General features: G+C 68.8%; 21 protein-coding genes. 11 read left to right on the top strand and 10 right to left on the bottom strand.

Going from position 1 to position 19,286, the window contains the following annotated elements; all coding sequences use genetic code 11:
• Positions 1-78: 78 nt before the first annotated feature.
• On the top strand, positions 79-1,431 hold the full coding sequence (locus tag ACFVAV_RS35280) for a cation:dicarboxylate symporter family transporter (RefSeq protein WP_379040029.1): 1,353 nt from the start codon (positions 79-81) through the stop codon (positions 1,429-1,431).
• Positions 1,432-1,481: 50 nt separating this feature from the next.
• Here the strand turns inward: ACFVAV_RS35280 and ACFVAV_RS35275 are convergent, their stop codons facing one another.
• Both ACFVAV_RS35275 and ACFVAV_RS35270 read right to left on the bottom strand, forming a co-directional pair.
• Positions 1,482-1,700: a DUF4287 domain-containing protein gene (locus tag ACFVAV_RS35275; RefSeq protein WP_379040028.1), complete on the bottom strand. Its 219-nt coding sequence runs from the start codon at positions 1,698-1,700 to the stop codon at positions 1,482-1,484.
• Positions 1,701-1,779: 79 nt separating this feature from the next.
• Positions 1,780-2,202 carry a DUF4267 domain-containing protein gene (locus tag ACFVAV_RS35270; protein ID WP_379040027.1) on the bottom strand — a complete coding sequence of 141 codons (423 nt, stop codon included), beginning with the start codon at positions 2,200-2,202 and terminating at the stop codon, positions 1,780-1,782.
• Positions 2,203-2,312: 110 nt separating this feature from the next.
• On the opposite strand from ACFVAV_RS35270, the gene ACFVAV_RS35265 reads away from it, so the two are divergent.
• On the top strand, positions 2,313-2,888 hold the full coding sequence (locus ACFVAV_RS35265) for a TetR/AcrR family transcriptional regulator (RefSeq protein WP_379040026.1): 576 nt from the start codon (positions 2,313-2,315) through the stop codon (positions 2,886-2,888).
• Between the two features lie 140 nt (positions 2,889-3,028).
• Entirely contained in the window at positions 3,029-4,498 is a 1,470-nt protein-coding gene (locus ACFVAV_RS35260) for a phytoene desaturase family protein (protein WP_379040025.1), read from the top strand.
• Between the two features lies 1 nt (position 4,499).
• Here ACFVAV_RS35260 and ACFVAV_RS35255 read toward each other — a convergent pair whose 3' ends face one another.
• From ACFVAV_RS35255 to ACFVAV_RS35220, 8 genes are all read right to left on the bottom strand, one after another.
• Positions 4,500-5,438, bottom strand: coding sequence for a cation diffusion facilitator family transporter (locus tag ACFVAV_RS35255; protein WP_379040024.1), 939 nt, complete (start codon positions 5,436-5,438; stop codon positions 4,500-4,502).
• A gap of 120 nt (positions 5,439-5,558) precedes the next feature.
• Positions 5,559-6,479, bottom strand: coding sequence for a cation diffusion facilitator family transporter (locus ACFVAV_RS35250; protein ID WP_379040023.1), 921 nt, complete (start codon positions 6,477-6,479; stop codon positions 5,559-5,561).
• Positions 6,480-6,627: 148 nt separating this feature from the next.
• On the bottom strand, positions 6,628-7,848 hold the full coding sequence (gene manA, locus ACFVAV_RS35245) for a mannose-6-phosphate isomerase, class I (RefSeq protein ID WP_379040022.1): 1,221 nt from the start codon (positions 7,846-7,848) through the stop codon (positions 6,628-6,630).
• Positions 7,848-9,068 (bottom strand): tobH protein, encoded by a 1,221-nt coding sequence (locus tag ACFVAV_RS35240; RefSeq protein WP_379040021.1) that lies wholly within the window; start codon positions 9,066-9,068, stop codon positions 7,848-7,850. The genes manA and ACFVAV_RS35240 overlap by 1 nt, the downstream gene beginning before the upstream one ends.
• 85 nt (positions 9,069-9,153) lie before the next feature.
• Positions 9,154-10,533 (bottom strand): phosphomannomutase/phosphoglucomutase, encoded by a 1,380-nt coding sequence (locus ACFVAV_RS35235; protein ID WP_379040020.1) that lies wholly within the window; start codon positions 10,531-10,533, stop codon positions 9,154-9,156.
• Positions 10,534-10,683: 150 nt separating this feature from the next.
• The gene (locus tag ACFVAV_RS35230) at positions 10,684-11,058 is read right to left on the bottom strand and encodes a DUF3499 domain-containing protein (protein WP_195826244.1); all 375 of its coding nucleotides are present in this window, start codon (positions 11,056-11,058) and stop codon (positions 10,684-10,686) included.
• Positions 11,059-11,142: 84 nt separating this feature from the next.
• Positions 11,143-11,625 carry a metallopeptidase family protein gene (locus tag ACFVAV_RS35225; RefSeq protein ID WP_378849288.1) on the bottom strand — a complete coding sequence of 161 codons (483 nt, stop codon included), beginning with the start codon at positions 11,623-11,625 and terminating at the stop codon, positions 11,143-11,145.
• Between the two features lie 146 nt (positions 11,626-11,771).
• Positions 11,772-12,005 (bottom strand): WhiB family transcriptional regulator, encoded by a 234-nt coding sequence (locus tag ACFVAV_RS35220; RefSeq protein WP_133733920.1) that lies wholly within the window; start codon positions 12,003-12,005, stop codon positions 11,772-11,774.
• 500 nt (positions 12,006-12,505) lie between these two features.
• Here ACFVAV_RS35220 and cofD point away from each other — a divergent pair, with 500 nt between their 5' ends.
• The 8 genes from cofD (at position 12,506) to ACFVAV_RS35180 (ending at position 19,076) form a co-directional block, all read left to right on the top strand.
• Entirely contained in the window at positions 12,506-13,492 is a 987-nt protein-coding gene (gene cofD, locus ACFVAV_RS35215) for a 2-phospho-L-lactate transferase (RefSeq protein WP_379040019.1), read from the top strand.
• Positions 13,489-14,835: a coenzyme F420-0:L-glutamate ligase gene (locus ACFVAV_RS35210; RefSeq protein ID WP_379040017.1), complete on the top strand. Its 1,347-nt coding sequence runs from the start codon at positions 13,489-13,491 to the stop codon at positions 14,833-14,835. The genes cofD and ACFVAV_RS35210 overlap by 4 nt, the downstream gene beginning before the upstream one ends.
• Entirely contained in the window at positions 14,832-15,353 is a 522-nt protein-coding gene (locus ACFVAV_RS35205) for an NUDIX hydrolase (RefSeq protein WP_379040016.1), read from the top strand. The genes ACFVAV_RS35210 and ACFVAV_RS35205 overlap by 4 nt, the downstream gene beginning before the upstream one ends.
• 197 nt (positions 15,354-15,550) lie before the next feature.
• Positions 15,551-16,786, top strand: a complete 1,236-nt coding sequence (locus ACFVAV_RS35200; protein WP_379040015.1) for an alkane 1-monooxygenase — start codon at positions 15,551-15,553, stop codon at positions 16,784-16,786.
• Positions 16,783-16,956, top strand: a complete 174-nt coding sequence (locus ACFVAV_RS35195) for a rubredoxin (RefSeq protein ID WP_379040014.1) — start codon at positions 16,783-16,785, stop codon at positions 16,954-16,956. The genes ACFVAV_RS35200 and ACFVAV_RS35195 overlap by 4 nt, the downstream gene beginning before the upstream one ends.
• Positions 16,953-17,135 carry a rubredoxin gene (locus ACFVAV_RS35190; protein ID WP_189026616.1) on the top strand — a complete coding sequence of 61 codons (183 nt, stop codon included), beginning with the start codon at positions 16,953-16,955 and terminating at the stop codon, positions 17,133-17,135. The genes ACFVAV_RS35195 and ACFVAV_RS35190 overlap by 4 nt, the downstream gene beginning before the upstream one ends.
• Positions 17,136-17,218: 83 nt before the next feature.
• A complete protein-coding gene (locus tag ACFVAV_RS35185; protein ID WP_379040041.1) occupies positions 17,219-17,797 on the top strand; it encodes a TetR family transcriptional regulator in 579 nt (192 codons plus the stop codon).
• A gap of 184 nt (positions 17,798-17,981) precedes the next feature.
• Positions 17,982-19,076, top strand: a complete 1,095-nt coding sequence (locus tag ACFVAV_RS35180; protein WP_379040013.1) for an alkane 1-monooxygenase — start codon at positions 17,982-17,984, stop codon at positions 19,074-19,076.
• Positions 19,077-19,286 lie beyond the last annotated feature (210 nt).

Here is a 19,286-nt window from a genome sequence, read left to right as displayed (position 1 = left end):
CTTGCCCCTCCGACCTCGCCTTGAACGTTATGCACCAAATGTGATGGGTATCACAGCGGTTGCGCATGCTTGGGCGCCATGAGCACAACCACCGCACCATCGCGGAAACGCGACCATACCCATTGGCTGTACATCGCGGTGATCTTCGCGGTCCTCGCGGGCATCCTGGTCGGCCGGCTGGCGCCGGAATTCGGTCAGTCGCTGGCGCCGCTGGGCACCCTGTTCGTGAACCTGATCAAGATGATGATCGCACCCGTCATCTTCTGCACGATCGTGCTCGGCATCGGATCGGTGCGCGCGGCCGCCACCGTCGGCAAGGTCGGCGGCCTGGCCATCGCCTACTTCCTCGCGATGTCGACGGTCGCGCTGGGTATCGGGCTCGTCGTCGGCAACCTGATCGAACCCGGCACCGGACTGGGCGCGGGCAGTGCGGGGGCGGGCGCCAAGTACGCCGAGCAGGCGCACGGCGCGGGCGGCACCTGGGACTTCATCCAGAACATCGTGCCGACGACGCTGGTGTCCTCGCTGACCGCGGGCAGTGTGCTGCAAGCGCTGTTCGTCGCGCTGCTGGTCGGGTTCGCGGTGCAGGCGATGGGCGAGGCGGGCACGCCGATCCTGCGGGCCGTCTCGCTCGGGCAGAAGCTGGTCTTCCGGATCCTGTCGATGATCCTGTGGCTGGCTCCGATCGGCGCGTTCGGCGCGATCGCCAATGTGGTCGGCCGGACCGGCTGGTCGGCGGTGGTGCAGCTGGCGACGCTGATGATCGCGTTCTACCTGACCTGCCTGGTCTTCGTCTTCGGCGTGCTCGGCGTCGTGCTGCGGATGGTCTCGGGGGTGTCGATCCTGAAGCTGTGCCGGTACCTGGCCCGCGAGTACCTGCTGATCGTGGCGACCTCGTCCTCGGAATCGGCGCTCCCGCGACTGGTGGCGAAGATGGAGCACGCGGGCGTCGAGCGCACCACCGTGGGTGTCGTCGTGCCGACCGGATATTCGTTCAACCTCGACGGCACCGCGATCTACCTGACCATGGCGTCGATCTTCATCGCCGACGCGATGGGCAAGCCGCTGAGCCTGGGCGAGCAGATCGGCCTGCTGCTGTTCATGATCATCGCGTCCAAGGGCGCCGCGGGCGTCACCGGCGCGGGCCTGGCCACACTCGCGGGCGGCCTGCAGAGCCACCGTCCCGAACTCCTCGACGGTGTCGGCCTGATCGTCGGCATCGACCGCTTCATGTCCGAAGCCCGTGCGCTGACCAACTTCTCGGGCAATGCGGTGGCCACCCTGCTCATCGGCACCTGGACCAAGACCGTCGACGCCGACCGCACCCGTCGCGTCCTCGATCGCGAACTGCCCTTCGACGAGGAGACGATGGTCGACGACCACCCGGTCGACGCGCCGGTACCCGAGCCGAAACCCGTTCCGGTGCAGTGACGCACGCGTAAGGCCCCGCAGCGACTGCGGGGCCTTACGAGCGGTGGGGATCAGGAGCGCGCCCATTTCTCCGGGTTGAGGTGGTACTGCACCAGGGCGGTGGCGTGGCCGTGTCCGAGGCCGTGCTCGGTCTTGAGCCAGGTGACCAGCGCGGCGTGCTTGGTCTGTTCGGACGCGCCGAGGAGAGTCAGCCACTCGTCGACGGTGCGGCCGTACTTGGCCTCGATGGTGGGGAAGTAGGACGCGGGGCCGTGCGGTGCGTTCGCCATGGTGGTTCCTCCTCGGTGGATGCTCGTTATGGGTGAAGACGATGGGGCCGCGCGGAATTCATCGCCGGGGTGAGCGGGGTCACACCGCGACCGCGACCCGCTGTTCGGAGGCGGTGGCGGTGCGGCGTTCGCGGATCAGCAGGGCACCGGTGAGGGCGACGAGCGCCGCGGTGAAGCCGTGGACGCCGAACGCGGTGGCGGTGGAGCCGTTCCAGCTCAGCACCGTGATCATGTCGCCGACCGGAATCAGCGCGAACGCCAGCATCGTGATGCCGAGCGCGAAGCGTTGCCGGGTGGCCAGCAGCGCGATGATCACGATGCCGGTGGCCACATCGCGCACACCTTTGACGTTCAGGAAGCCCACCGCGTCGCCCGTGGGCCAGGCGGGCAGGCCGAAGCCCGCGGCCGTGGCTTCGGGGGCGATCAGGTAGCTGAGGCCGACGTAGATGATGAACGCCCCGCCGGCCAGGGAGAGGGCGGTGGCGATGCGCGAGATGGTCATGATGTGCTCCTGGATCTGTTTTGCGTTGCTCTGAAATCTAGCGGCGCTAGATGTTGGGAGAACCATAACGCGCGATCGCTATCTTGTCTAGCGCTGCTAGAATTTCGAGCATGAGCACGCAATTGCGCAAGGAACGCGAACGCGCCCACCGCCATCAGCAGATCATCGACACCGCGCGGGAGCTGGCCGAAGCGGAGGGCTGGGACGCGGTGACCATCCGCAAACTGGCCGAGCGGATCGAGTACAGCCAGCCCGTGCTCTACAGCCATTTCGCGAACAAGGCTGCCATCGTGGGCGCCGTCGCCCTGGAAGGCTGCGTCGAGCTGGCCGAGGAGGTGCGTCTGGCGCGCGAGAGCGCGACGACCCGCGCCGACATGCTCGACAAAGTCGCCCGCGCCTACCTCGACTTCGCCGCCGCCAACTCGGCCCGCTACGACGCGATCTTCGTGCTCACCACCGATCTCACCTTCGGCCTGGACGCCCCGCAGCCGCTGCGCGACGCCTTCGCCGGCCTCGAGGCGATGTTCAGCTCGGGCGCCGAGGGCGACGAACTCGGCGCGCGCACCGAGGTGGCCTGGGCCTCCCTGCACGGCATCGCGACGCTGGAACGCAATGGCAGGCTTCGCCCGGAACTGCGCGAGCGGCGGATCGCCCTGCTGGTCGAGAGCTGGGCCGCGTTCGCGTGACCGCATCCGCCCGTGGTCGCGCGCCGGTGGCGGCGGCCCGTCGCGGTGACCGAAGACTCGTCGGCGGAGGTCGCCGCTCCGCGTAGGTTGGAGACAACGACGCAGGTCGCCCGCAGCGGCCGAGGGCGAAGGGACGACAGATGGCGGAAGTCGTAGTAGTCGGGTCGGGACCGAACGGCTTGGCGGCGGCGGTGATCGCGGCGCGGGCCGGGTTGTCGGTGCGGGTGCTCGAGGCCCAGGATCAGCCGGGCGGTGGGTCGCGGACGGCGGAACTGACCCTGCCGGGATTCCACCACGACGTGTGCGCGGGCGCGCATCCGATGGCGCTGGCGTCGCCGTTCTTTCGCGCGTTCGACCTCACGGCGCACGGCGTCGACCTGCTCACCCCGACCATCTCCTACGCGCATCCCCTCGACGGCGGTATCGCCGGATTGGCCTGGCGCAATCTGGAATCCACGGTCGCCGACCTCGGTCGTGACGGCCCGGCCTGGCGCGAGTTGTTCGGGCCGCTGGTGCAGCACTGGCCCGAGGTGGTCGACCTCGCCATGTCGGACCTGCGGCACCCGCCGCTCCGGATACCCACCGCCGTCCGCTTCGGCCTGCGCCTGCTCGAACAGGGATCGCCCCTGTGGAACAACCGCTTTCACGACGAGGTCGCACCCGCGCTGCTCACCGGCGTCGCCACCCACGCGATCACCCAGCCCCGCGCGCTACCCGCCGTGGGCGCCGCACTGCTGCTCGGTACCCTCGCCCACGCGGGTGGCTGGGTGATCCCGCGCGGTGGCAGCCAGGCGATCCCGAACGCCATGATCGCCGAGCTGGAACGGCTCGGCGGCGAGATCGTCACCGGGCATCGGGTCGACGACTTCGCCGAACTCGCCACCGCGCGTGCCGTCCTGTTCGACACCTCGCCCGCCGAGCTGTTGCGCGTCGCCGGTGACCGGCTGCCGCCGCGATACCGCAACAGCCTGGGCCGATTCCGTTACGGCGGTGCGGCCTGCAAGGTCGACTTCGCGCTGTCGGGCCCGGTGCCGTGGACCGCACCCGGCTGTGAACTGGCGGGCACCCTGCACCTGGTCGGCACCCGCGCGGAGGCGATGCACGCCGAACGCCGGATCGCCGCGGGCGAATTCGCCGAGCGACCGTATGTGCTCGCGATCCAGCCCGGCGTCGTCGACACCACCAGGGCACCCGAAGGCAAGCACACCTTCTACACCTACGCCCACGTCCCCAACGGCTCCGACCGCGATATCAGCGAGGCGGTGATCGCCCAGGTCGAGCGGTTCGCCCCCGGGTTCCGCGACCTGATCCTCGCCAAGCACGTCACGCCCGCCGCCTTCCTGCCCGCCCACAATGCCAACTACATCGGCGGCGACATCTCCGCGGGCGCGATGACCCTGCGCCAGACCGCCTTCCGCCCCCTGGCCCGCTGGAACCCGTACTCCACCCCTATCCCCGGCACCTACCTCTGCTCGTCGTCGACCCCACCCGGCCCCGGCGTGCACGGCATGCCCGGCCTGCACGCCACCCGTCATATGCTGCGCACCCGCTTCGGCATCGTCACCGAGCCGCTGGATCTCCTGCGCGGCGCCGCGCCCGCCTACCACTGAATCAGGTCGCCGCGCGCGCCGATTCGGGCTTGACGACGTCCGGTTCCAGGTAGACGGTGCAGGCGTTCGGGGCGGCGGCGCGGATGCGGGTGTCCGCGGCGTCGATGGCCTCGCCGACCTGGCTGATGTCGAGGCCGGGCCGCATCGCGATCCTCGCGTTGACCAGCAGGTCCTCCGGGCCGAGGTATTGGGTCTGGATCCGGATGATGTGCACGATGCGCGGATCGGCGATCAGGGCGGCGCGAATCGCGATGTCCTCCTTGGCCGTCGCGCCCTCGCCGATGAGCAGGCTCTTGGTCTCGATGATCAGCACGATCGCGTTCACCCCGAGCAGCAGGCCGATGAGCAGGGTACCGACGCCGTCCCACACGCCGTTGCCGGTGAGCACCGACAGGCTCACGCCACCCAGCGCGAACAGCAGGCCGACCAACGCGCCCATGTCCTCGAGCAGCACCACCGGCAGTTCGGGATTGCGGGTGTTGCGGATGAAATGCCACCAGCTGTGCCTGCCCTTCAACGGCGCCGACTGCTTGCGCGCGGTGCGGAAGCTACCGCCCTCGAGCGCCATCGACACCAGCAAAATCACGACCGCGACGGCGGGGGACTCGATCTCGTGGGGGAACCGGATCTTGTGGATCGCCTCGTTCACCGCGAACAGGCAGCCCATGGTGAACAGCACCAGCGCCACGACGAACGAATAGAAGTACCGGTTGCGCGAGTACCCGAACGGATGCAGCGTGTCGGGATCCTGCTCGGCCCGGTTGCGCCCGACCAGCAGCAGCGCCTCGTTACCGGTGTCGGCCACCGAGTGCACGGCCTCGGCCAGCATCGACGACGAGCCCGTGATGAACGCCCCGATGAACTTCGCGATCATGATGCCCGCGTTCGCCGCGAGCGCGGCCAGGATCGCGATCTTGCTGTCTCCACCTTCGGCGGCCATGCCATCGGACGGTACCTGCCGGTCCCGCGACGGCCGCCGCGCTCGGGTCCCGTGTCGGCCCACCGACGGCGATCGCCGCCGCCCCTGGTGGGACGACGGCGATCGGTCGGAGCGTGGGGATCAGACGGACTGGGTCCGGTAGAGATCGGGCTCGAGGTAGATCAGCCGGGCGGTGGGCACCGCGGCGCGCACCCGCACTTCGGCCGCGTCGATCGCCTCGGCGATCTCGGCGATGTCGAGGTTCGGCGCGATCGCCACCTTGGCGGCCACCAGCATCTCCTCCGGGCCCAGGTATTCGGTCTTGAGGTGGATCACCGAGGTGATCTTGGCGCCGTCGACCAGGTTCTCGCGGACCGCGCGATCCTGCTCCGGCGTGGCGCCCTCACCGATCAGCAGACTCTTCATCTCCACGATCAGCACGATCGCGATGACGCCGAGCAGGATACCGATGGCCAGGGTGCCGATGCCGTCGAAGATCGGGTCGCCGGTGACCATGGTCAGCCCGACCGCGCCGAACGCGAGCACCAGACCGATGAGCGCGCCGGTGTCCTCGAGCAGCACCACCGGCAGCTCGGGGCTGCGCGAGTTGCGGATGAACCGCCACCAGCTGGCATCGCCCTTGAGCGGCTTGGATTCCCGCACCGCGGTGATGAAGCTGAAGGTCTCCAGGCCGATCGCGATGCCGAGGATGACGATCGCGACGATCGGCTGACTCAGCTCCTCGGGATGCTGGATCTTGTGGATACCCTCGTAGATCGCGTACACCGAGCCGAGGGTGAACAACACCAGCGCGACGACGAACGAGTAGAAGTAGCGATTGCGGCCGTACCCGAACTGGTGCAGCTCGTCGGCGTCCTTGGCGGCCGCGCGCTGACCGAACAGCAGCAGACCCTGGTTCGCCGTGTCGGCGACCGAGTGCACCGCTTCGGCCATCATCGATGCCGATCCGGTGATCGCCGCGCCGACGAACTTCGACACCGCGATTCCCGCATTGGCTGTCAATGCGGCGATGATCGCCTTCCTGCCACCACCAGCCGACATACCGGCCCGCCCTTCTGCTTCGCTGTAACGCTCGTGCCCGCAACAGCCTAGTGTGCGCCGTCGGCGTAGCCGTCCTCAGACCTGAGCATGGCCGGAGCGAATGCGGAGGTATTGCTAGGCGGCTGAGCGCGGAAAGTGCGCGTCGGCGTCAGTTCCCGGTGCCGACGCAGGCGCTGAACAGCTGCGCGGGCCCGCCGATCGCGCGTGCCTTGATGTCGGTGTCGGCCGCGGAGATCCACGCCGCGCTGCCGCAGGCGACGGTGAGCACGCGCCCGTTCTGGGACAGCTCGACGGTGCCCTCGGTGCACAGCACGATGCCGGGCCCGGCGTCGGCGAGCGCGACCGGCTCGGCGTCGGCGGACAGGTCGAACCGGCACAGCGCGAACTCCGGTGCGGGTGTGCGGTACCGCACGCTGCCGTCGGCGCCGAGCACCGGCTCGATCACCGGCAGTTCGATCGGCTCGAAGTCGAGTACCCGCAACAGTTCCGGCACGTCGACGTGCTTGGGGGTGAGACCGCCACGCAACACGTTGTCGGAGTTGGCCATGATCTCCACACCGACCCCACGCAGGTAGGCGTGCAGGTTGCCCGCGTCGAGGAACAGGGCCTGGCCGGGTTCCAGCGTCAACCGGTTGAGCAGCAGTGCCGCGAGCACGCCGGCGTCACCGGGGTAGACCTCCGCCAGTTCCAGCGCGGTGCGCACCTCGGCGGTGAACTCGCGCGTGCCCTTGCTGGACAGGTACCGCACACAGCCTTCGAGCACCGTGGGCAGCAGGGTCGACAGCGCGGCGGGCGGCAGCGTGATCCAGGTGGTGAACAGCGTCCGCAGCCCGGCCGAATCGGGCTGGGCGGCAAGCAGTTCGGCATAGATGTTGAGGCCGGGCACGTCGAGCGCGCGCAGCAGTGCGACGGTGCGGTGCGGGTCGCGGAAACCGGCCAGCGCCTCGAATCGGTCCAGTGCGACAACGAGTTCCGGCTTGTGGCTGTCGTCGCGGTAGTTGCGCAACGGGGAGTCCAGCGGCACCCCGGTGCGGTTCTCCCGCTCGAAGCCCGCCCGCGCCTGCGCCGAGCTGGGGTGGGCCTGCAGCGACAGCGGTTCCTCGGCGGCGAGGATCTTGAGCAGGAACGGCAGCCGGGTACCGAAGGTGTCGGCCACCGCGCCCAGCTCACGCGCAGGGTCGGCAGCGACCACCTCGAGCAGCGAGCGGGTGCCCTCGGCGGCCTTCACATACGCGGGGTCGGCGGGATGCGCCCCGAACCAGAGCTCGGCCTCGGGATGGGCCGACGGCACCGGCCGACCGCACAGCCGAGCGAGCGCGGTGCGCGAACCCCATGCGTAGGAACGCAGCGCACCAACGAGTTCCTGCACTAGTAGCGTCCCCCGTCGTGGTAGCGATCCGGGGGCGCGGCCGCACCGCGCGCACCCGTCAGTCGAAGATAAGCGGCGGCCATGTCCAGGCGCAGCGCGAGCACCGCCAGCTGCTCGATCTCGCTGCCGTGCCCGCCCCCTGCGGCGGACGTGGCAGCGGCGCTGCCGGTGGCCGGCACGGTGCCCGGTTCGGCGAGCTGGTCCTGCAGCACGTCGACGTCGGCGCGCACCAGATCGGCGTCGACGAGTCCGCCGCCGACGCCCTCGAACACCGCCAGCTTGCGCCGGACGGCGGTCTGATCGGGATGCACGCTCAGCGCCAGCACCCGTACCCGGTCGACCGGGGCCGGTCCGTCGAGTTCCTCGTCGTGGAACAGCGGATCGAAACCCGGCGTGGAACCGCCCGCGGCCTCGGTCAGTTGCGCGACGGCGGCGATGGTGTCGGACAGGTCGGCGGCCGCGGCCAGCCTGCCCGCCGACTGCAACAGCACCTCGGCGCCGTGCCCGGCCAGTTCGACCGCGGCCGGTGAGTCACCCGCGAGGACGACGCCGACGCCGAGCATGCGCGCGGCGAGCGTCTTGGCCGGGTTGTGGAAGACCTCGTTGTGCGGGCCGTCGCGCAGCGCCTCGGCGTCGAGCATGTCGGCCAGCGCTGTCAGATCGGGCGTGACGGGCACGCTGCGCTGGGCGTCGATTCCGCGGAGTACCGCGATACCGACGGCGAGGAAACGCAGCAGCCGGTTGTGGTCGAGGACGGGCACCCGCGGTTCGAGGACGATCGCGCGGCCTGCGGCGACCGCGCGCAGCGGACCCTCGTTCGGCGCCGCGATCACCACTTCGGCGCTGCGGCGCAGCGCCCGGTCGACGGCGTCGATCAGCCGCGGATCGCCCGCGTCGTCGCCGGCGACCAGCACCACGTCCAGCGGTCCGACCCACGGCGGCAGCGAGGTGACGGGCACGATCGGCAGCCCGGCGCGGTCACCGAGGGTGGCGACGAGCAGCCCGGCGGCGCGGGCCGCCCGGCCCGAACCGGAGACGAGGACCAGACTGCGCGGACGCAGCTCGGACAGGCGTTCGGTGAGCGAGGTTTCGGCGACCGCCGCGGCCGTCGCCCGCACCTGGGCACCGCCCGAAGCCGCCGAACGTAAGGCGCCGCCGGTGTCGGCCGCCTCCAGCGACGCGGCATCGTCGAGGTCGAATACCGGTGTTCCAGCGATCATCGCCGATCCCACCTCCCCTCATCGCGCTGTGTCGTCTGCCGGCGAGCCGTCGGCGAATACAAGGTCTGTGATTCCACTATTCCAGTCAGGCGCGGACGATGCCCAGAATCTCGGTCACGAGTTCGTCGACTTCAGCCTGCGATCCGGCTTCGACGTTGAGACGAAGCAGCGGTTCGGTATTCGAGGCGCGCAGATTGAACCAGGCATGGGCGCCGAGATCGACCGTGACGCCGTCGAGACGGTCCACCGAGACGGTCCGGTCGGCGAACGCGGCGAGCACCGCCGCGGTGCGCTCGGCAGCGTCGGCGACGGTCGAGTTGATCTCGCCGGAGGCCGCGTAGACGTCGTAGGCGGCCATCAGCTCCGAGACCGGACGCTGACCCTCACCGAGCGCGGCCAGCACGTGCAGCGCGGCCAGCATGCCCGAATCGGCACCCCAGAAATCGCGGAAGTAGTAGTGCGCGGAGTGCTCGCCGCCGAAGACCGCGCCCGTCGACGCCATCTCCTGCTTGATGAACGAGTGCCCCACCCGGGTCCGCACCGGCTTGCCGCCGAGCTCCTCCACCAGCTCGGGCACCGCGCGCGAGGTGATCAGGTTGTGGATAACGGTCGCGCCCGGCTCCTTGGCGAGCTCGCGCTGGGCGACCAGCGCCGTGATCGCCGACGGGGAGACCGGCTCGCCGCGCTCGTCGACGACGAAACAGCGGTCGGCGTCGCCGTCGAAGGCCAGGCCGATGTCGGCGCCGCTGCGGCGCACCAGCGCCTGCAGGTCGACCAGGTTCTTCGGGTCGAGCGGGTTGGCCTCGTGGTTGGGGAACGAGCCGTCGAGTTCGAAGTACAGCGGCACGATGGTGATCGGGCCGAGCGTGCCGAGCACGGCGGGGACGGTGTGGCCACCCATACCGTTGCCGGCGTCGACCGCGATGGTCAGCGGGCGGATGTCGTCGAGGTTCACCAGCTCGCGCAGGAAGCTCGCGTAGTCGGCGAGCAGATCGGTGGTCGTCGCGGTGCCGGGAGCGCCGTCATAGGCGGGCACGCCGTCGACGACCTCGGCCGCGATGGTGGCCAGTCCGGTGTCCTGGCCGACGGGCAGCGCGTTCGCGCGGCACAGCTTGATGCCGTTGTAGCGGGCCGGGTTGTGGCTGGCGGTGAACATGGCGCCGGGACAGCCCAGCTTGCCCGAGGCGAAGTAGAGCTGATCGGTCGAGGCCAGCCCGATGTGCACCACATCGAGACCCTGGGCCTGCACACCGTCGGCGAAGGCCGCGGCCAGTTCGGGGGAGGACTCGCGCATGTCGTGGCCGATCACGACCCGGGTAGCGCCCTCGTCGCGCATCAGGCGGGCGAACGAGGCGCCCACATCCCTGACGAACCCCGCATCGATCTGTTCGCCCACCACCCCGCGGACGTCATAAGCCTTGATCACGGCGTTCACGAGTTCGCCAGAGCGCGCGACAGTCGTCATGCCCAGCAGCCTATCCGCCTCCCCGCGCCTCAGGCCGTACAGGTCCGGTAGCTCGACTGTTTTCGACAGGTCCTGCGTGGGAAGCGCCACGGCTGGGAGGGGGTTGCGGAGTTACCCATGTGCTTGCGAGATCAGTGGGCTGCGTGTGTCTTACGGATCGGGGAGGACTCTGAGGTGGCCGCGGCGGCCGGTGCGGGTGGTGCGCGGTGCCGCGGGCGTGTTGTCGCGGTAGCCGGGCTGGTCGGCATCGGCGGGACGACGGCGCAGGCCCGCTTCGCGAACGGCTTCGGCCAGGGCGGTGAGATCGTCGTCGTCGGGGGTGCTCGAGGAGAATCCGCCTTCGTGGCGCACCAGTTCCCAGCCCTTGGGGGCGGTGATGCGGCAGGCGTGGGTTTCGCACAGATCCCAGGAATGCGGTTCGGCGACGGTGGCCAGCGGTCCGACGACGGCGGTCGAGTCGGAGTACACATACGTCAGCGTCGCTACAGCCGGGTTCTTGCAGCCGGGTCGGCAGCAACGACGCATGGGGATCACGACGTCGAGATTAGCCCTCCAGCCCGCAAAAGTGGATACGGACACGCGGTGATATGCCCCGTTATCGGCGCGTCGTTATTCGGGCTCGGGATCGATCAGGTCCGGGTCGACGCCGAGATAAGTGGCGATCTGCTGGACGAGGACCTCGCGCAGCAGTTCGACGAGATCGTCGGGATCGGCGGCGCGCAGTTCCAGCGGCTTACGGAACAGCACCACCCTGGCGCGGGTGGCTGCGCCGTGCCGGTCGACGCCCGCGGGGATCAACCGCGACAGCGGCACCGGCCCGTCGGCGACCACCTCGTCCGGCCAGGTGACCGAATCAGGGTGCAGCGGACGGATTTTCGGTACGTCGTCGACGGCGATGTCGAGCTTGGTGAGCCGGTCGTGCCAGCGGGTGTCCAGCGGGGCGAACGCCTCGAGCACGAGCCGGTCGAATTTCTGCCCTCTGGTGCGCCACGCGGGAACGGTGGGCGGGAGCATGGGTCCACGGACGCCACGACCGCGGCGGGTCACCGACCGTGCGGTGGGGGCCGGGTAATGACGCCGGGAACGTGCCATGGGAACTCGTCCACCTTTCTCGCGTGCACCTGTCGTGCCCGTCGAGCCGGAGGACGGCGCGACTACTGGGCGTTCGCCCGAAGCACCGACGTACTGCGCCTGCGTGCTCCGGGCTGGAGCCTCAGAGTCTACTTTCGAACATTCTCTTAACCGATTCCGCGCTTCAGCCTGCGACGCTCTCGTTCCGAGAGACCACCCCAGATGCCGAAACGTTCGTCGTGCGCCAATGCGTATTCCAGGCACTGATCGCGCACCTCGCAGCCCAAGCAGATGCGCTTGGCCTCACGGGTCGAGCCGCCCTTCTCGGGGAAGAACGCCTCGGGGTCGGTCTGTGCGCAGAGAGCGCGTTCCTGCCACTGCTCCTCGATGGACTCGAACATCTCGTCGAAGCCCGTCACGACCAGACTCAGCCGGGGAGCCGCGACTTCGCCTACCACGTCCGGTTCCGGCCAGCTCATGTCGGCGCAGACAGCGTGAGCTGCGCCTGCTGTGGAATCGGTCGGCGAGACCATGTTTTCGGTCATCGTTCCGCCTCCTCACTATGTGTTAGCGCAGAATGATTCTTTCCGTCGGACCAACACAAACCCCGACGGCCCAACACCGCGACGTAGTCTCGCGGGCTTCCCCGAACCTGTCTTCCGGCGAGCCAACACCCTCTCGCAAACGCCCCCGCGCTATGTCTTCTCGCGGTGACCGGAATGACATGTCTGTGATTAGACACGCCGCCCTCGCCGGTGGTCAACCCGCCGTCACCCTTCCGTTACACTCCACACCCGCCTTTCGTGTTGATCTTGTTATGTGCTGTGGCAAATGACCAGCAACTTTGCCGTAATTCGTCACGAAATAACCCGGCAACCGGCACCGCCTAGGCTGTGACCCTGTGACTGCACAACACGCGGTGCGCGAGCCCAAGATCGCCGTTCTGGTCGGCGGCGTCGGCGGTGCACGGTTCCTCCAGGGCGTCAGGCAGCTGCTGCCCGACGCCGACATCTCGGCCATCGTCAACGTCGGTGACGACGTCTGGATGCACGGGCTTCGTATCTGCCCCGACCTCGACACCTGCATGTACACCCTCGGTGGTGGCATCGACACCGAGCGCGGCTGGGGCCACGCGAACGAGACCTGGCACGCGAAAGAGGAGCTGGCGAAATACAACGCCCAGCCCGATTGGTTCGGCCTGGGCGACCGCGATATCGCCACCCACCTCATCCGTACCGAGATGCTGCGCGCCGGATATCCGCTGTCCGCGGTCACCGAAGCGCTGTGCAATCGGTGGCAGCCGGGCGTGCGTTTGATCCCGGCAACCGACGATCGCTGTGAAACCCACGTGGTTGTCAGCGATCCTGACAACGCCGGCGAACGTCGCGCGATCCACTTCCAGGAATGGTGGGTGCGGTACCGCGCGGCGCTCCCGACCCACGGATTTGCCTCGATCGGCGCCGAACAGGCCTCCCCGGCCCCAGATGTGACCGAAATCATAGCCGCCGCTGACGCCGTGTTGCTGGCCCCCTCGAACCCCGTCGTGAGCATCGGCGCGATCCTCGCCGTCCCCGGAATCCGGGGCGCCTTGCGCACCACCGAGGCCAAGGTGATCGGCCTCTCGCCGGTGATCGACGGAAAGCCGTTGCGCGGCATGGCCGACGAGTGCCTGTCGGTGATCGGCGTCGAGTCCACGGCCGAGGCGATCGGGCGGCACTACGGCGCCCGCTCGGCCACCGGCATCCTCGACGGCTGGCTGGTGCACTCCACCGACACCGCCGAGGTGCCCGGTGTGGAGGTGCGCAGCGTGCCGCTGCTCATGACCGACCCCGAGGCCACGGCCGAAATGGCCCGTGCCGCACTGGAATTGGCAGGAGTGAAAGCGTGAGCGTGCTGCCCGACCACGCGGCCGACGAGCTGCGGATCCTCCCGGTCACCGGGCTGCCGGAGTTCCGGCCCGGCGACGACATCGCCGAACACCTTGCCGCCCAGGCGCCGTGGCTCGCCGACGGTGACGTCGTCGTGGTCACCAGCAAGATCGTCTCCAAGGCCGAGGGCCGCATCGTCGCCGCGCCGACCGATCCGGAGGAGCGCGACACCGCCCGCCGCAAGCTGGTCGACGACGAGGCCGTGCGGGTGCTCGCCCGCAAGGGCCGCACCCTCATCACGGAGAACCGCCTCGGCATCGTGCAGGCGGCCTCCGGCGTCGACGGCTCGAATGTGGCCGAGGGCGAACTGGTGCTGCTGCCCACCGATCCCGATGCCAGCGCCAAGTCGCTGCGCGCCGGGCTGGCCCAGCGGCTCGGGGTGGACGTGGCCGTCGTCATCACCGACACCATGGGCCGGGCCTGGCGTAACGGCCAGATCGACGCGGCCATCGGCGCGGCCGGGCTGCGCGTGCTGCACGACTACGCGGGCGCGGTCGACGGGCAGGGCAACGAACTGCACGTCACCCAGGTGGCCGTCGCCGACGAGCTCGCCGCCGCCGCCGATCTGGTCAAGGGCAAGCTCGGCGGCGTGCCGGTCGCGGTGGTGCGCGGGCTGGCCACCGACGACGACGGGTCGAGCGCGGCGGCACTGCTGCGCGGTGGCGTCGACGACCTGTTCTGGCTCGGCACCGCCGAGGCGATCGAGATGGGCCGCAAAGAGGCTGTGCCGCTGCGGCGTTCCGTGCGTGCCTTCGCCGACGAGCTGGTCGACCCGGAGCGGATCAGGGCGGCCGTCGCGGCCGGGCTCACCGCGCCCGCGCCGCATCACACCCGCCCGGTGCGCTTCGTCTGGCTGCGCAAGCCGAAGCTGCGCGCCCAGCTGCTCGAGGCCATGGCCGAGCAGTGGCGGGCCGATCTCACCGCCGACGGGCTCGAGCCCGAACGGGTGGAGCGGCGGGTCGCGCGCGGGCGCATCCTGTTCGACGCGCCCGAGGTGATCATCCCGTTCTGCGTGCCCGACGGCGCGCACGCCTATCCCGACGCCCGTCGCCAGGCCGCCGAGCAGACCATGTTCACCGTCGCGGTCGGCGCCGCGGTGCAGGGCCTGCTGGTGGCGCTGGCCGCCGACGGTCTCGGCAGTTGCTGGATCGGGTCGACGATCTTCGCGCCGGAGATCACCCGCGATGTCCTCGGTCTGGACGAGGACTGGATGCCGTTGGGCGCCATCGCGATCGGTCATCCGCTCGACGAGCCCGCCCCGCGCACCGTCGGCTCGCCCGGCGCCGGCCTGGTGGAGCTGTGAGCGCGGAATCGCTGCACGCGTCGGCGACCGAGCTGTTGACCGACTGGCAGCCCGAGGCGGGTCATGATCGGTCGCTGCGGGAAGCGATGCTCGCGTTCCTCGGCTCGGCGCCGAACGGGTGCCTGCGTGAACACGCGCCGGGCCACATCACCGCCTCGGCGATCGTGTTGTCGCACGATCGCCGCGAGGTGCTGCTCACCCTGCATCCGCGGGTCGGCCGCTGGATCCAGCTCGGCGGGCATTGCGAGCCGGGCGACGAGACGGTCGCCGACGCCGCGCTGCGCGAGGCGGTGGAGGAGTCGGGCATCCCGGGGCTGCGTCTGACGCCCGGTCTGCACGGCGCGCAGGCGCACCCGATCACCTGTTCGCTCGGCGTGCCGACACGGCACCTGGACCTGCTGTTCGAGATCATCGCGCCGCCCGGGGCGGTGCCGGTTCGCAGTGCCGAATCGGCGGATCTGCGGTGGTGGCCGGTGGACGGGCTACCGGCCGGCGCTGATGTCCTGCTCACTCCGTAAAGGCCGCTGAATAGTCCTCTGACCTGCGAAATCAGCGACCGTGCCCAGGTGGGCGCGGTCGCCGTTTCGTTATCCGACTGTTGCAGCTTTACAAATCTGCAGATTTGTCTAGACGCCGGACAAATCCGGACATATCGTCTGTGACAGAGGGTTACGTACATCACAGGTGTGAGCTGTGTCGCAGGATGGAGACGACGATGTCGACAGATGCCAACGCGTCCGAACAGCGGGTGGCGCCCCCGCAGTGGCGCGATTCCAAACGCTATCTCTGGTTGTGGGGTCTGTTCGCCCCGACCGGCTTGTTCACCATCGGGATCCCGCTGATCTGGGGGATCAACCAGCTCGGCTGGCACCGGCTCGCGGAAGTCCCGTTCTGGCTCGGGCCGATTCTGGTGTACATCCTCATTCCGCTGGCCGATCTGTTCTTCGGTCCCGACGGCAACAATCCGCCGGACGAGGTGATGGAGTACCTGGAGAACGACAAGTACTACCGGTACCTGACCTACCTGTACCTGCCGTTCCAGTACGCCTCGCTGATCTTCGCCTGCTACATCATCACGGCGCCCAACCTGCACTGGCTCGGTTTCCCGGGCGCTGCGAACGTGGTCGACAAGATCGGCATCGCCATCAGCGTCGGCATGATCGGCGGCATCGGCATCAACACCGCGCACGAACTCGGTCACAAGAAGGTCCACCTCGAGCGCTGGCTCGCGCGCGTCGCGCTGGCGCAGTCGTTCTACGGGCACTTCTACATCGAGCACAACCGTGGCCACCACGTCCGCGTCGCCACCCCGGAGGATCCGGCCAGCGCGCGCATCGGCGAGACCTTCTGGTCGTTCTGGCCGCGCACGGTGGCCGGCAGCTTCCGGTCCGCCTGGCATCTGGAGAAGGAGCGCCTGCACCGGCTGGACAAGAGCCCGTGGACGTTGCGCAACGACGTGCTCAACGCCTGGGCGATGTCGGTGGTGCTGTGGCTGGGCCTGATCGCGGTCTTCGGCATCGAGGTGCTGCCGTATCTGATCCTGCAGGCCGTCATCGGGTTCAGCCTGCTCGAGTCGGTGAACTACCTCGAGCACTACGGCCTGGTGCGGCAGAAGACCGCCAGGGGACGCTACGAGCGGCCCGCGCCAGAACACAGCTGGAACAGCGACCACATCGTCACCAATATCTTCCTGTACCACCTGCAGCGCCACAGCGACCACCACGCGTACCCGACCCGGCGTTATCAGACGCTGCGCAGCTGGGACGGCGCGCCGAACCTGCCCAGCGGCTACGCGAGCATGATCCTGATCGCCTACTTCCCGCCGATCTGGCGCAAGGTGATGGACAAGCGCGTGCTCGCGCACTACGGCGGCGATGTCACGCTGGCCAATATCGAACCCAAGCGCCGGGAGCAGGTGCTCGCGCAGTATGGAACGGAGGGGCAGGCGTGAGTGCGTACAAGTGCCCGGTCTGTGATTATGTCTACGACGAAACGAAAGGAGCGCCGCGCGAAGGATTTCCGGCAGGCACGGCGTGGTCGTCGGTACCCGACGATTGGTGCTGTCCGGACTGCGGGGTGCGGGAGAAGATCGACTTCGAGGCGGTAGGAGTGTCGCAGTGACCGAGTACAAGCTCTACCAGTGTGTGCAGTGCGGGTTCGAATACGACGAGGCGCAGGGCTGGCCCGATGACAACATCGCGCCCGGTACCAAGTGGGAGGACATTCCCGACAATTGGACCTGCCCGGATTGCGGCGCGGCCAAGTCCGACTTCTTCATGGTCGAGATCGAACGTTCGTGAGCGTCGCGGGCTCGCGCACCGGATCGCGCATCCCGTACCAGGAGGCGGCGCGTGAACTGCTGCGCACCTCGGTCCTGGACGGGATGCGCGATCTGCTCACCGAGCGTGATTGGTCCAAGATCACGCTCGGTGACGTCGCGGCGAGGGCCGGCGTCAGCAGGCAGACGCTCTACAACGAGTTCGGTTCGCGCGTCGGCCTGTCCCAGGCCTACGCGCTGCGGCTCGCCGACGAACTCGTCGATCACGTCCGCGAGGCGCTCGACGACAATGTCGGCGATGCCCGCGCGGCCATCCGGGTCGGCATGACCGGGTTCTTCCTCGCCGCCGCGGCCGACCCGCTGGTGCGCTCGCTGCTGGCCGGGGAGATGAAGCCGGACCTGCTGCGGCTGATCACTCTCGACGCGGGCCCGCTGCTCGAACACGCCACCGCGCGCCTGGCCCAGGTGTTCCAGCACAGCTGGGTGAACGCGACCGACGAGGAGGCCGATGTGCTCGCGCATGCGCTGGTGCGCATCGCGCTGAGTTACATCCCCAATCCGCCGGTGCCCGAACGCGACGCTCCGGCGGAGCTGAGCGCTCTGTTCAGTCCGTACGTCGAGGCGATCGTGCAGGTACGAGGCGTCAGGGCACCGCGGGGTGACGGCGATCACTCCGGTGCGTGAGTGCCTCTGATTCGCCACTGTGTAACCGTCACCACGTTTGCCGATGTGACTCTGTGTAACGCGCCTGTGGTCTGTCAGTATTCACATCGGTCGGCGATTGGTCTTTTACAGCGGAGCGGGTGTGCAAACGGTTGGCAAACCGGGGGGTCTTCGTGATCCCAAACGGTATCTCTGGGCTCTAGGGTTGATCGCTCCGGCGTCCGCGCTGTTGCCTTCCCAGCTCGTGTACCACACCAAGGCCGAGGTGCTGTGGTGGATCGGGCCGGTCATCGTGCTCATCGCCATTCCCGTCCTGGACTGGATCGTCGGCGAGGACGGCAACAATCCGCGCGAGGAGGATTACGAAGCGCTCTCCGCCGACCGCTATTACCGCTGGTGCACCTATCTGTTCCTGCCGGTCCAGTTGATCGGTCTGGTGATCGCCTGCGCGATGTGGGCGGGTGACGATCTGGCCGTCGTCGACAAGCTCGGTCTGGCCGCCACCGTCGGCTTCGTCAGTGGCATCGGCATCAACGCCGCCCACGAATTGGGCCACCGGGTGGAGCGTGCTGAAAGATTGCTGTCGAAGATCGCGCTCGCCCAGTCGGGGTACGGGCACTTCTTCGTCGAGCACAATCGCGGCCACCATGCCCGGGTGGCGACGCCCGAGGATCCGGCCAGTGCCCGGCTGGGTGAGTCGTTGTGGGAGTTCTTGCCGCGCAGTGTGATCGGCGGCTTCCGCTCCGCGATCCAGCTCGAGCGCGCGCGCCTGGCCAGGCAGGGGCGCGGCTGGTGGAGCAGGGGGAACAACATCCTCCAGGCGTGGTCGATGAGTGCCGTGCTGTTCGGTTCGCTGGTGCTGGCGTTCGGGCCCGCGATCCTGCCGTGGCTGGCTCTGCAAGCCGTCATCGGGTTCGGACTGCTGGAAGCCGTCAACTACGTCGAGCACTACGGCCTGCTGCGCGCCCGCAAGCCCAACGGCCGCTGGGAACGCTGCTCCCCGCGCGACAGCTGGAACAGCGATCGCCTGGTCACCAACATCTTCCTGTTCCATCTGCAGCGCCACAGCGACCATCACGCCAACCCCGGTCGCCGCTATCAGACCCTGCGGTCCACCGAGGAGTCGCCGCAGCTGCCCGCCGGCTACGCCACGATGCTGCTGCTCGCCGCCGTCCCGCCGCTGTGGCGTGCGGTGATGGACCCCAAGGTGTCCGCCCACTACGGCGGCGACCTGACCCTGGCCAATGTCGCGCCGCCCAAGCCGCGGCGTTTGCTGGCCCGATACCGCGCCGCCGCCTGACCGCGGCCTCGAAGGACCCGGGAACGGGCGCGCCCGCACGCGGTAGCCTTGCCTCGGTACTGACTACCAGGAGAGGCTGATGACGACCTCAGAACTTCCCGCGCGCACTGAGCTCACCGCTGACGTCCGCAACGGCATCGATTACAAGGTGGCAGATCTCTCGCTGGCCGAATTCGGCCGCAAGGAGATCCGCCTGGCCGAGCACGAGAT

It is taken from the genome of Nocardia sp. NPDC057663 (genome assembly GCF_042799895.1).
Classification (GTDB): domain Bacteria; phylum Actinomycetota; class Actinomycetes; order Mycobacteriales; family Mycobacteriaceae; genus Nocardia.
Note: the sequence above shows the minus strand (reverse complement) of the source record. Positions and strands in the feature narration are given on the sequence as shown.